The organism is Faecalibacterium sp. PGM34, assembly GCF_054456555.1.
In genome coordinates, this window is sequence record NZ_CM136898.1 from 1201107 (window position 1) to 1213927 (window position 12821).

At 44.0% G+C, this 12821-nt stretch carries 13 protein-coding genes; 10 read left to right on the plus strand and 3 right to left on the minus strand.

Features of this window, described 5'->3' with window-relative positions; translation table 11 throughout:
* The first annotated feature begins 1 nt into the window (after position 1).
* Genes ACXPUX_RS05640 through ACXPUX_RS05670 form a run of 7 tightly spaced genes read left to right on the plus strand, consistent with a single transcriptional unit; the run spans position 2 to position 7480 of the window.
* On the plus strand, positions 2-166 hold the full coding sequence (locus ACXPUX_RS05640; RefSeq protein WP_458830682.1) for a hypothetical protein: 165 nt from the start codon (positions 2-4) through the stop codon (positions 164-166).
* Positions 148-2145, plus strand: a complete 1998-nt coding sequence (locus ACXPUX_RS05645; RefSeq protein ID WP_458830683.1) for an AAA family ATPase — start codon at positions 148-150, stop codon at positions 2143-2145. The genes ACXPUX_RS05640 and ACXPUX_RS05645 overlap by 19 nt, the downstream gene beginning before the upstream one ends.
* Before the next feature lie 14 nt (positions 2146-2159).
* Positions 2160-2702, plus strand: a complete 543-nt coding sequence (locus tag ACXPUX_RS05650; protein ID WP_458830685.1) for a hypothetical protein — start codon at positions 2160-2162, stop codon at positions 2700-2702.
* A gap of 46 nt (positions 2703-2748) precedes the next feature.
* A complete protein-coding gene (locus ACXPUX_RS05655) occupies positions 2749-3129 on the plus strand; it encodes a hypothetical protein (RefSeq protein WP_458830686.1) in 381 nt (126 codons plus the stop codon).
* A gap of 25 nt (positions 3130-3154) precedes the next feature.
* Entirely contained in the window at positions 3155-4834 is a 1680-nt protein-coding gene (locus ACXPUX_RS05660) for a leucine-rich repeat protein (RefSeq protein WP_458830688.1), read from the plus strand.
* Positions 4818-6476 carry a leucine-rich repeat protein gene (locus ACXPUX_RS05665; RefSeq protein WP_458830690.1) on the plus strand — a complete coding sequence of 553 codons (1659 nt, stop codon included), beginning with the start codon at positions 4818-4820 and terminating at the stop codon, positions 6474-6476. The genes ACXPUX_RS05660 and ACXPUX_RS05665 overlap by 17 nt, the downstream gene beginning before the upstream one ends.
* A gap of 20 nt (positions 6477-6496) precedes the next feature.
* Positions 6497-7480, plus strand: a complete 984-nt coding sequence (locus tag ACXPUX_RS05670; protein ID WP_458830692.1) for a helix-turn-helix transcriptional regulator — start codon at positions 6497-6499, stop codon at positions 7478-7480.
* On the opposite strand, the gene tnpC is transcribed toward ACXPUX_RS05670, so the two are convergent.
* The 3 genes from tnpC to tnpA form a co-directional block, all read right to left on the minus strand.
* Positions 7473-9056 (minus strand): IS66 family transposase, encoded by a 1584-nt coding sequence (gene tnpC, locus ACXPUX_RS05675; protein WP_458828701.1) that lies wholly within the window; start codon positions 9054-9056, stop codon positions 7473-7475. The two genes, ACXPUX_RS05670 and tnpC, sit on opposite strands and share 8 nt — an antisense overlap.
* A gap of 162 nt (positions 9057-9218) precedes the next feature.
* The gene (gene tnpB / locus ACXPUX_RS05680; protein ID WP_441915331.1) at positions 9219-9575 is read right to left on the minus strand and encodes an IS66 family insertion sequence element accessory protein TnpB; all 357 of its coding nucleotides are present in this window, start codon (positions 9573-9575) and stop codon (positions 9219-9221) included.
* The gene (gene tnpA / locus ACXPUX_RS05685; RefSeq protein WP_441915329.1) at positions 9575-9916 is read right to left on the minus strand and encodes an IS66 family insertion sequence element accessory protein TnpA; all 342 of its coding nucleotides are present in this window, start codon (positions 9914-9916) and stop codon (positions 9575-9577) included. The genes tnpB and tnpA overlap by 1 nt, the downstream gene beginning before the upstream one ends.
* Before the next feature lie 433 nt (positions 9917-10349).
* On the opposite strand from tnpA, the gene ACXPUX_RS05690 reads away from it, so the two are divergent.
* The 3 genes from ACXPUX_RS05690 to ACXPUX_RS05700 are packed head-to-tail and all read left to right on the plus strand — an operon-like array spanning position 10350 to position 12637.
* A complete protein-coding gene (locus tag ACXPUX_RS05690) occupies positions 10350-10640 on the plus strand; it encodes a hypothetical protein (protein ID WP_458830694.1) in 291 nt (96 codons plus the stop codon).
* 13 nt (positions 10641-10653) lie between these two features.
* Positions 10654-12162, plus strand: a complete 1509-nt coding sequence (locus ACXPUX_RS05695; RefSeq protein WP_458830696.1) for a Y-family DNA polymerase — start codon at positions 10654-10656, stop codon at positions 12160-12162.
* Positions 12140-12637, plus strand: a complete 498-nt coding sequence (locus ACXPUX_RS05700) for a YolD-like family protein (protein ID WP_458830698.1) — start codon at positions 12140-12142, stop codon at positions 12635-12637. Before ACXPUX_RS05695 ends, ACXPUX_RS05700 begins: the two co-directional genes overlap by 23 nt.
* Positions 12638-12821: the final 184 nt, after the last annotated feature.

Consider the following 12821-nt stretch of genomic DNA (forward strand, 5'->3'; position numbering starts at 1 on the left):
AATGGATTCTAATCAGGTGGATGAAAAAGTTGTTCGCAGACTGATGAATAAGATAATTATTCAAGAAAACCGAAACAATAAATCCAGAGCAAAGTCCGATTCTCAAATGGTTGCGGAAATCAAAAAAATGATCGAGGAGGAAGTAAAATGCTTATCGAATCAATAAAGCTGGAAAATTTCCGGCAGTTCCAAAATGAGTCGATTACGTTTGCGGACGGCTCTGATGGTAAGAATGTTACAATCATCCTTGGCGAAAACGGCAGCGGTAAAACCACCTTTGCACAGGCTTTCTTTTGGTGTATGTACGGTGAAACTTCTTTCTCCGACAAGCGGCTGCTCAATTCTAAAGTTGCCAGCAAGATGATTCCGGGTTCAAAGGAGACTGTTCGAGTCGAGCTTTGCCTCAACCATGGTCTACTGAACTACGTCCTGACGAGAGAGCAGGTGTATGTAAGAGACTATACTAAACTCACCCCTCAAAATTCTGTTTTTGCCATTGCAACAAGACAACCTGATGGCACTCTCGTGTATGAGAAAAAGACCGCGTGTGAAGATGTCGTTAAAAACATCTTGCCAAAGGAACTGTCACGGTACTTCTTCTTCGATGGCGAACGTATTGAAAAAATGAGTAAAGACATTGCCGGCAACAAGAAAAGCGATGATTTTGCTCAGGCAGTCAACGGTTTGCTTGGTCTGAACGGTATGCTTTCTGCAATCAGCCATTTCAAGGGCAGTTCGGGTGTTGTTGGAAGTTTTGACAAGGCATTTGATAGGAACAGCGATGTAAAACTTTCGCAGTATGCTGCAACGGTTGAGCGTTGTCAAAATCGGCTTGATGAAATCGCTACGGAGCTTGAAACGGCAGAGGAACAGCGAGAGCAGGCCGAGCAGCGGATGCTTGAAAAAGCACAAGAAATTAAAAAATATGATGATGGAAAGAAGTTGCAACGAGAGAAGGAGCAGCATGAAAGCGAGATAAAGAGCGCACAGAAACATCAGGCTCAGACCTGCAAGGAAATGTTCCACACATTTGATATGGGGGCAAGCTCTTTCTTCTCCAAGAGCCTCATCTACCGTGCCTTGCAGATGCTAAAGGATGAAACCATCCCTAATGCAGACATTCCATATATGCACGTAAAAACCATCGAGTATTTGCTCCGTCAGAAAAAATGTATCTGTGGGACACACTTAGATGAAGGTACCGTTGCATACGAAAATGTTAAGGCTCTGATGGACTATTTGCCTCCGCAGTCTATTAGCACGACTGTATCGCAGTTCAAAAAGGATGCAAAGAATCGAATCGCCACACTGGGGAAAACCAATCTTTCCGCTTCTGTTGCTGCATCCTATGGACTTATTAGCGATGATGCTGATAAAATCACCGATGCGCAGGATGATCTGCGCCGGGTTGAAAGCCAGTTGGCCACAAGCGTTGATGTCGCTGCGGAGGTTCGTAAACTTCAAAACGAAATTTTCGTTTGCAGAAAATCGGCATCTGATCAGGTTCGTAGAATTGCAGATTTGACTTCTGAGCAGGATCGTCTTACTCGTGAACGGGATACAGCAGATACGAATAGACGAGAGCTTAGCCTTAAGGACGACAAAAATCGCATGATTGAAATCTGCCGTTCCTATGCGCTTGAAATTTATAATCAGCTGTCCGAAGTATATAAAAAAAGCGAAACTGAGGTTCGGACGAAACTTCAGGCTACGATCAACGAAATCTTCAATGATATTTATGATGGTGGTTTATCACTTTCGATTGATGAAAAATACCACATTACTGTTACCGTTAATGGGTACGGAGAAGATAATGTGGAAACCTCTACTGCACAGAGCATTTCCGTTATTTTTGCATTTATTGCTGGCATCATCAAGATGGCACGTGAGAACAAAAACGCAAGTTCGGAAGAACTTCGGATGCTGGAGTCTGAGCCTTATCCCCTTGTAATGGATGCTCCTCTGTCTGCATTTGATAAAAAGCGCATTGAGTCTGTGTGTAAAGCACTGCCCGATGTCGCAGAACAGGTTATTATTTTCATCAAGGATACCGATGGTGATCTGGCTGAGAAGTACATGAGTGATAAGATTGGAAGCCGCCATCGCTTCAATAAGGTCGATGAGTTTGAAACCCATCTTGCATAAGGAGAAGTGGAACAATGTTTGATAAACAATATCGATTCAGAGGTTCCCATGCGGATCGTGTCACAAAATTGACAAGTCAGTTTGAATCCATTTCGGGTACAAAGGTATTTGAACGCAATGTGGATGTGTTGTGCAATGCGCCGCTAATCGGTTTCCTGTATAACAGAAGAGCTGATCTTGACAATACCAAAAATCCGACAACGAACGAAGTCTATAACACCAATGTCATGGGTGATCGCGTGATCTACTCGTCCGAAGAAATGCTTTTCAATTTTAGGCTTATCATGCTTCTGGATAGTGCCTATGAACATGATGCACAGAAACGCATTGATAAAGCATTTCGGAAGCACACACCGGAAGATGAGGAACGTTATGACAGCTATGTGCGCGGGGGTGTAGATGTCCTCTATGAAAAACTTGTCGAGGGCGCAACTTCTACGGATGATTTTGTGAACCGTCTTTCGGATTTTGTCACCGACTTCGATGAACGCTTTAATGCGGATATTTCGGATGAAGAGATGGCAAAATATTTTATCAAGACTGAAACCAATAATTAACATGGTGTAAGCCTGTGCTCATATCGGGCACAGGCTTTTTATTTATATGAGTGAAAAGATTCAAAAGATTTTATCAAATCTGATTCGCCAAGGAAGAAAAATTTCCACATCGGAATTCTTAGATATATGTGACAAATATTCTTTGCCGCCCATTGATGTAGTTTTTTTATCCACAAAGATTTTGGAAAAAAATCTTTTCCGTAAGGAAACTTCATCAGTGAAACCAAAGGACGATCTAATTGAGGCATTGAAATCGTTGAATGTTTCATATATAGATAATCGACCTAAAAAGGGTGTTTTATGGGTGTTAGGTGGAACTGAAATTCAGACGATCATCAATCGACTCAGCTTGATGGGATATGTGTTTCATTTCAAGGAATGCGGAGGAAAAGCTACAAAAGGGCAGTCGGCATGGTGGACTCAATAAGGCTTTAGTATATGAGGAAATACGGATGAATGAACACTGCGAGAAATTGGTCAATTCTGTAATTAGTTCAAACAAAAAAGTCACGTTAGATTATCTTTTGGATTTGTGTGACGAGTATGATTTGACACCAGCAGAAGTTGACTGGGTAGCCGAAAAATTATTAGAGTTGCATCGAATCAAAACGAATGACATACCATCAGATTCTGTACATGGAACCCAAGAAAAGCAAATTAGCATACTTCCCATTCCAATCAATTGTAACGAAATATGCGATTATTCTTTTCAAAACCATCAAGAATTAGAAAACGTAGTGATTCCCGATACAATTGAAACTATCGGAAACGGCGCATTTGCAAATTGCAAACATCTGAAATCAATCGTCGTTCCGTCATCTGTGAAATATATTGGAGATGATTGTTTTTTAGGTTGTGCACAGCTAAAAGAAGTTGTGTTTAGGGGTGATCTTCCACAAGGGAGTCTTTATTTATTGCCACTTTTGAATTCTAATGTTGATAGGCTTGTCATTTATGGAAAAGTAGAAAAAAATCAAATGCTGCGGGGCGGTCTGTCGATATACGATAAGCTCAAAATCATTTTATACTCAACAGCTCTTTCTGACTGTTATGAAATATTCGGAGAACATTGCTTTTTGTGTATTGAGGGCTTTGCCTATGCGGCTCTTCGCGGAGATACCTTTGACGACGTGGTTTACAAAAAGAATCAGAGCTACATTAAGCAACACTATGAAGCACTGTTTTATTATGGTGTTGTTAAGCATGACTCCTCTTTGATGGAGTATCTATACAATTATGATTTACTCCCAAACAGAATACATAAAAAAACATTAGATTCGATTTTTCCAGAAGAGCTTAGGAGTAAACTGACAACAAAAATTCAAGTCTTAAATGATTATGAAAAGGTATTTCCTTTATCCGAAGAAGCTATAAAAAAATATTGGAAATATGTACGAGTGGATAATAATTCCACTATAGCTATAACATCCTATCGAGGGGATAATATCGATTATATTCGTGTCCCCAATATGATTGATGGGACTACCGTTTCTCACATTTCTCAATATGCCTTCTCATGTTTGCGTGATTTTTACCGCAGTCGCTCGATACTCGGAAAACCGAGTGACGAAAGATATGTTCTACGCAAATTGATTAAGGAAATCGAATTGCCGAATACAATACAGAGTATAGCTGACAATGCGTTCGAGTATTGCTCTAATCTCACAATCAATATCCCTGCGTCGGTTACTTCAATTGGCGAAAATGCGTTTGAGGGATGCCGTAACTTGACGGTTATTGCTCCAAAAGGTTCTTATGCAATGCAATACGCCTTAAAGCACCGTTTGCCAGTTCAAGAAGCTGTGGAAAGTTCGGAAACGCGGTTCACGATTGTTGGTATACATGCCTATGGTAACAGACAATTTCTTCAAAATGGGACTACCATTGAGATTTACAAGGAGCCAGAAAATGAATACGATCCTTATGCTGTTCGCGTTGAAATAGATGGAGTCGGATGTGTAGGACATATTGCAAATAGTGCCCGCACCATACGGTCAGGGTGCACAAGTTCTAAAGAAATCTGTGATATGATTGGTACGTGCGCCTCGGCCACAATTGTTGAGGCATATCCACAATACGCTATTGCTATTTTGAATGAAGCAAAGGATAATTGCGATGAACAACCCTTGTGAAAAATTGATTGAATCAGTAAAGACTCTAAATAAAAAGCTCACGCTCGATTCCCTCTTAGACTTATGCGATGACTATGATTTGACGCCTGCAGAAGTGGACTGGGTAACAAATCAATTGCCGAATTTTATTACCGACAACGATGATGGGCAGAACACCGAAAATAGCAACTCTATCCAACATGAAGCCTATGTAGACCTTACCGATTATTCTTCCGCTCAGACACTAGATGTAGATGGTCTTACGGATTTGCCAGATTATTATTTGGAGAAAAACGGCGATATAGTTAGTATCAGGATTCCTGACGGTGTGAAATCGATTGGTAATTATTGCTTTTCGGAGTGTCCGAACCTTGATACCGTAGTCTTTCCAAAATCACTCAAATCAATTCAGGGGGGCTCTTTTAGACTATGCCCAAACCTGCGAAGATTTGTTTTTTTAGGTGACCTGCCAGAGAGCGTGCCCAGTGTCCCGAATGTTTTAGTTGTCTATGGTAGTAGTAAGAAATCGAGTTCCCTAGTACCTCCAAAAGACGCCCTTGTAATTCTCATGAAAGAAAGTATAAATAAATGGCTGCATGGCTTTGACAATTTTGCTGTAATAAGAGGTTTTATGTATGCAACGGAAAGTGGCGTTTTCTTTGCAGATAAAATCATCAAAGAAACCAACGAATACATCAGTAAATATCGAGAGCAGCTTTTTTATTATTCAGTTGTGCGCCACGATCGGATAATACTTCGATATTTAATTGACTACAATATGCTTCCGCAGAAGGTGTTATCTAGCACTTTAGACATTCTTCTGTATAATGATTACCGTGAAGCAATAGAAAAAAGAACGCAAATCGTTTCCGATTATTGGGAGATTCATAAGCAGGATACAGAATCGTTGAAGTCTGAGTGGGCTTATAAATTTGATTCAAAGAAAAGGAACGCAATGATTGTCCAATTCAAGGGAGCTGCTGTCGATTGTGTCTATGTTCCGTCGATGATAAACGATTGCCCCGTGACACGTATTTGTTCTGCGGCATTTTCACCAATGAACTGGAACCGAAAACTTGTTTATGAAGATGTTGAAATGAGGTATAATATCCAGCGTATAATTTTGCCAGAAACAGTAAAGAAAATTGATGCAGACGCATTTGACCACTGCGAGTATTCAACAATCTATATCCCTGAGTCAGTAGAAAGTATTGATCCTCAAGCATTTGGCTCAGCATCGTTGCGTAATCGCTATCGCTTGATTGTTCAAAACGATTCTTATGCAGAGCAATATGCCATTGCAAATGAGATGCCATACTTCCATGAACATCCAGAGTATAGTCAAATGGTGACATTCGTTATTGTTAGAAAAACGAAAAAAGGTGAAGAAAGTCTCTTCCAAAATGATCTTGAAATAACCCTAAGAAAAGACGACATAACACCATTCCGCAATTCAACTATTCGCGCTTATGCGGATGGGTACGGAATGATTGGAACAGTCGCTTCTTCCACTACTGCAGGAGACCTATTTGCACGGCAACTGATTGAAAAGTTCTTTTGTAAGGATACGAGTCACCTCAATTATATTATCGAGGACAATATGTCTGCTAGAATTATTGAGGCATATTCTGATTGTGCAGTCTGCGTTTTGATGAAAAAATAAGATGAGGGGGTGATTCTGAAATGGAAAACAAAAGCAAGTATAGACTCATCTATCTGTATCAAATCCTTATTGAATGCTCAGATGAAAATCATCCGCTTTCTACGATGGAGCTTATCGAAATCCTAAAGAATCGCTATTCCATAGATGTCAATCGAAATACTCTAGGTAAAGACTTGGAGGTCATGAAACAGGGCGGTCTTCCAGTCGAAGTGATACACTCAACGCAAAATAAATACTATTATGATGGACAAGTATTTGATCTTGCAGAGCTGAAAGTTTTAGTCGATGCTGTCCTTTCGTCTAAGTTCATAACAGAACGAAAAAGTAAAGAACTGATTTCACATCTTTTATCACTAACGAACGAATACAACGCTAAGCAGCTTCAAAGACATCTTGATGTGTCCGAGAGAGTAAAGTCGGATAATGAAAAGGGATATTATATTCTTGATGCTATCAATTCGGCTATTGATTCCAAAAAGAAAATATCTTTTCAGTACATAGATTATGATGTCGCTGGCAGACAATTTCTTAAGCATGATGGAAAGCCATACCTTGTAAGTCCCTACGAACTGATTTGGGACGGAGACTTCTATTATGTGGTGGGATATAACGATGGGCGTAGCAAGGTACAAAATTTCAGACTTGACCGTATTGCGAAAAGGCCGGAAGTTTTGGAAGATGACTGCGAACCTATGCCAAATGGGTTTGATCTTAATCTGTACCGAAAATCAATTTTCCAGATGTTTGGAGCAGATAACACAACGTGTGTTGAGCTTTTCTGTCATCAGATTGTGATGAAGGCGTTAATTGATGTTTTTGGAAATGATGTTGAAACCAAAACCGCCGATTCTGAGCATTTTACTGCATGGATTAAAGTGTGCGTAAGCCCTACCTTTTTAAGATGGGTCTTTGGATGGAATGGATTGGTTAGTAAGCGGTCAATAATCACCCATCAAGGGCAAAAGAAAAAGCACCTCGGACAGGAGGTGCAGAAAATCAGGTAAGATGGCAATACTGCGGGATGGACTCAGACCACGGAAAAAGAGGTTTGAGCTGTTCCATTGCAGGCATTTCACCAAGTTTAGGAAGCTCCTGCAGCAGAAACAGCAGATACCCAAAAGGATCAAGACCATTTCGCCTTGCCGTTTCGATCATACTGAAGCACAGCGCACTTGCATCTGCACCCTTCGAGGTGTCACAAAACAGGAAGTTCCTTCGGGACATAACGAAAGGCTTCACGGTCCGCTCTGCAAGATTGTTGGTAAGCGTCAGACGGCCATCCAGCAGAACACTTTCCAGGGCTTCCCTCTGGTTCAATGAATAAGTCTGTGCCTTGCCAAGATTTGAATTTTTGTCAGATTCAAAGCTGTTCAGAAACTCCCAATACTCATCCATAACAGGTTTCAGTTCTGCCAGGCGATGTGACTTTCGGTCATCCGGCGGCAGATCCTTCCACGACGAATCCAGCGCAAAGATTTTCTCAACGTACTCAAACGCTTTTTGAGATTTGCTGCCCTCCACAGGCTTGTTATCCACGAAGCAGTCCACCCATTTACGCCGCGCATGCGCCCAGCAGCCAATATGAGTTACATTTTCTACCGCATTGTAACCCGAGTAGCCGTCGGTCTGCAGATAGCCTGAGAAGCCCTTGAGCATCTCTTTTGCTACCTGGCCCTTACGGCTGGGTTTGTACTGGTAAAGCGCAATGTTCTTTTCCGGTGAGCAGAACACCCACATCTTCGACATCTGTTTCGATTCGCGGCCATCCTCTTTCAGAACGTGGCAGTCCGTCTCGTCTGCATTGACAATGCCACTCTGGAGAAGTTCATCCCGGAAGGCATCCCATAAAGGGGCAAACCACCGGGAACTTCGAATGACCCAGTTTGCCATTGTGTTCCGTCGCAGGTCAACACCCTGGCTCTTCCAATATTCTTCCTGTCGGTAGAGAGGTACGCCTTTCTGGAACTTTTCCTGCATAACATAAGCGACTGTGGAAGCAGCAGCCATGCTTTTCTTCATGACCGGAACCGGGGCTTTCGCCTGCTCAATGTAGCATTCACCCGTTTCCTGCTCACAGTGAGCACACTTGTAGGTTGCTGTATAATAATCAATCACAGAGAGTTTTGCGGGGATAATGGTAAGCTCAGAGCGAATGTATTTTTCACCGATCCGAACCATCTCAGTGCCGCACCGGGCGCAGATCCGCTCATTCTCTGGCAGCTCGCATAAGACCTTCTGGTGTTCCAGGCCCTCGGTGAGCTCAGCCTTGGTACGCTTTGCTTTGCGTGAATGGGCTGCTACCGGAACAGTTTTCCCCGGCTCGGGAGCTGCGGCATCACAGCAGACTTCCGCTTCATTGAAAAAATCCAACTGCTTGCAGTCGACGTATTCGATCTTCTCGCTGGATTGCCCGAACATACGCTTGCGCAGGCAAACGAGCTGCTCGTTCAGAGACTGCAGCCGGACAAGCGCATCCTTCTGGGCGCGGTTTTCTTCTTCCAGCTTCTGGTTCTTCGCTTCAAGAGCGCGAATGTAGGCGGCAATCTCCGGGGTCAGAGTGCTCAAATCAATCTCCGTCATATTCTTTGCCGCCTTTCTTCTGCATTCTTCACAAGAAGATTATACAGGAGAAAAGAGCAGATTTCCAGCAAAATGAGGGAGATTGCCACGGAGAAAATTACGGTCAAAAAGGCGGTTCGTTTGGTCAGAATATTACGCGAAAAACGCAAGCACTGTTGAAAACTACACATAGAATTTTGGCTTGCCTGGACGGATCGCTTTGGGCTGCTCGATGCTCAGGCCCTGCATGAGCCAAGTGAACTGTTCCCATGTCAGCTCTTTGACTTCTTTTTCATTCCGGGGCCACTGGTATCTGCCGTTGTCCAGTACCTTATACAGAAGAACAAATCCATCCGGTTCCCAAAGCAGTGCCTTTATGCGGTCACACTTCTTGCCACAGAACAGAAACAGGCCGCTTTCATATGGATCCATTTTGAAATTCTGCATCACATAGGGCACCAGGCTTCGTATTCCTTTTCGCATATCTGTGTAGCCTGTAACGATGTACACATTCTTCGCCTGTCGGATATCCCCCAGCATCAGGAAAGACCTTTTATGATTTCCAGGATGTATGCGGCAGACACTGAATTCGGCAAAGAGATCGACAGTTCTCCTTTCCGGATCTCGACCTCCTGCCGGGATGAACGATCTGGAATACGAGTGCCAGATGCCGGTGGAGCAATTTTCACTGGTACGATCGCCTGCTGTTCCATGACCTGCTCTGCCACCTCATCCCGTAGCAAAGCCTGCCAACGCATGAATGTGGAATACTTGATTCCTTTTTCGGAACACCACTCGCGCTTGTTCTTTCCGCTGTGCGCACACTCTTTGATCAGATTCAGATACTGCTGCTTTTTCAGGCTATGATATTCACCGGCCATAGTTCACGCTCCATCCTTTGAGACTTTTTAGACTTCTGATACGTCTCGTTCGATATCTGAAACTTCCGAGACTTTTGCGTCTTTTAATAGTTCCTTGCTATTTGCCTTGGACTTTTTGGATTTCTGAGACTTCTTAGAGTCTATTATCTCATAAAGTGGAGTTGATTATAATACGGATGAAGATTGACCGCTTACATTGGTTAAGATTGTATCCCCTCAAAAGGTTTGCGAAGATTACCGTCAAATGCTTGAAAATGCGCTGAGAACTCAAGAATCATAAAGCCGAAGGCGTGTCCGCATTTCATCGCCGGAATGCGAACACGCTTTATTGTTGTTTGATTGACGTTGCGTTTTACAATTTCCTCTTGAAAACAGCCTACGAACTTATTATAATAAAATTAAAAGTTGTATCCGCGTTTGAAAGGAGTTGTACATGATGAATCAGAGCTGCCATCGCAAAACAGAAAAAGTGTATGTTAAGGTCACTTCTGATTTTGATGCAACAGGTTATATGCAGCCCCGACAAATTACATGGGGTGATGGGCGAACCTATCCCATCGAACAGGTACGAGATTTTCGCCCTGCAAATACCATTGCCGATCTACCCGGCGATTGCTATACTGTAATGGTAAAAGGTCAAGAAAAGTATTTGTTCTTTGAACGCAGCGACCCACGATTTCCATCCCGGTTTGGAAGATGGTTCGTGGAGGTGGAATCCAAATAAAGGAGTGTAGAAGATGGCTGCAAAGCGCACTTATCTGGCGATCGATCTCAAAAGTTTCTATGCGTCCGTGGAATGCGTTGACCGCCATCTTGATCCTCTGATCACTAATCTGGTGGTGGCTGACGCATCCCGGACGGAGAAAACAATCTGCCTTGCAGTATCACCCTCACTGAAAACCTATAAGATACCCGGACGTGCAAGGCTTTTTGAAGCCGTGCAGCGTGTCAAAGAAGTCAATGCACAGCGACTGCAAAACGCTATCCGGCACCAAAAGGCCGTGCATGGTGAGGATGGTAAATATCATTTTGCGAGTTTGTCCTTTGATGCAAATGCGCTGAATGCTGACCCATCGCTGGGCTTGAGCTACATAATTGCGCCGCCCCGGATGCAGCGTTATCTGGACGTTTCCACCCAAATTTACAAAGTTTATCTTAAATATGTGTCTCCGCAGGACATTTACCCGTATTCCATTGATGAAGTCTTTATCGATGCCACCGGGTATCTTCAGCTTTATAAAATGACCGCACACGAACTGGCCATGACGATGGTGCGGGAGGTGCTGTACACTACGGGTATTACAGCCACCGCTGGAATCGGCACCAACTTATATCTTGCAAAGCTGGCAATGGATATTGTGGCAAAACATATTCCGGCAGATAAGGACGGTGTTCGCATCGCAGAGCTGGATGAGCAATCATATCGCTATCTGCTGTGGAATCATCGGCCTTTAACAGATTTTTGGATGACAGGCCCCGGAACGGTAAAAAAGCTGGAAGCGCATGGTATCTACACGATGGGCGATCTTGCCCGGTTTTCGGTTCATGGTGAGGACAGGCTTTATGAGATTTTCGGTGTGGATGCAGAACTGCTTATCGACCACGCATGGGGTTATGAACCTTGTGGCATGGCGCAGATAAAAAGTTACAAGCCCAGCACCAACAGCATTTCCGAGGGACAGGTGCTATCCTGCCCCTATCCAAACGATAAAGCCAAACTCATTGTCCGAGAAATGGCCGAAACGCTGATGTTCCGGCTGACGGAGAAAAAGCTGGTCACAGAATCGCTGACGCTGGAAGTCGGATATGACCGGGAAAATGTAGATAACGGCGGCTATCGCGGTCAGACCCAGACTGACCGCTACGGCAGGACGATACCAAAGGCCGCACATGGCACAATCCGTTTTGATGTTCCTACCAACCTTGGAAGCACCATCATTACCGAAAGCGTAAAGCTGTTCGAGCGTATTTCTGATCCTGTACTGACGGTGCGCCGCCTTACGCTCAACGCCAATAAAGTTTCGCCAGACGAGGGCATATATCAGGTAGACTTCTTCACGGACACAAAGAAGCAGGAAAAGGAGAAGAAGCTCCAGCAGACCATGCTTGGTATCAAAACAAAGTACGGAAAAAATGCAGTCTTAAAGGCCAGCAGCTATACGGATGGTGCTACAATGCGCCAGCGAAATGAACAGATCGGCGGACACCGGGCAGGAGGTCACGATGGAAAACTACAAAACAAGTAAAGTTGGGATGGAAACGGCCCGAAAGTATGCCGACATTATTGATATGGAGCGTCCTCAAAACGAAGAATCCTTGCGCAAGCACCCTCGAATGACGCTTCAGAACCGGGCCAAAATCTTTTCTCCGTTTGCAGCCCTGCGGGGTTATGATGAGCAGCTTGCCGCAGAAAAGCAGCGCACCGAGCGTGTGCCCAAGCGCATTCTGACCGAGGAAGAAATGTCGGCTCTGTCCGACCGGTTGATGCAGGTCACCAAGGGCATGACCATCACGGTGCGCTACTTCAAGGAGGACACCGCCCACCCGGAGGTTCCAGCAGTGGGTAACTACATCACACTGACCGGAAAAGCAGACCGCATCGACCCGGTGTTCCGCACCTTGCAAGTGGGCGACACCGTGGTGCCCTTTGAAGATCTGGTGGAAATCAGCGGGGAGGGCATCATGGAGATCGACCAATATCTCGGCATTACAGAGCATTGAGCGCAAAAAGGCCACCAGCCAGAAAAACGGCTGGTGGTCTTTTTTACTTATGGCGTATCGTCGGCAACTGTTTGATTTTATTTCCGACCTTTTTGCGTTCCAGTGAGAACACCATATCTGGAATTCGCTCAAAGAATCCTATATCACGTCGCCAGCTTGTTCCGCATTTGCAGTGGAACAGGCC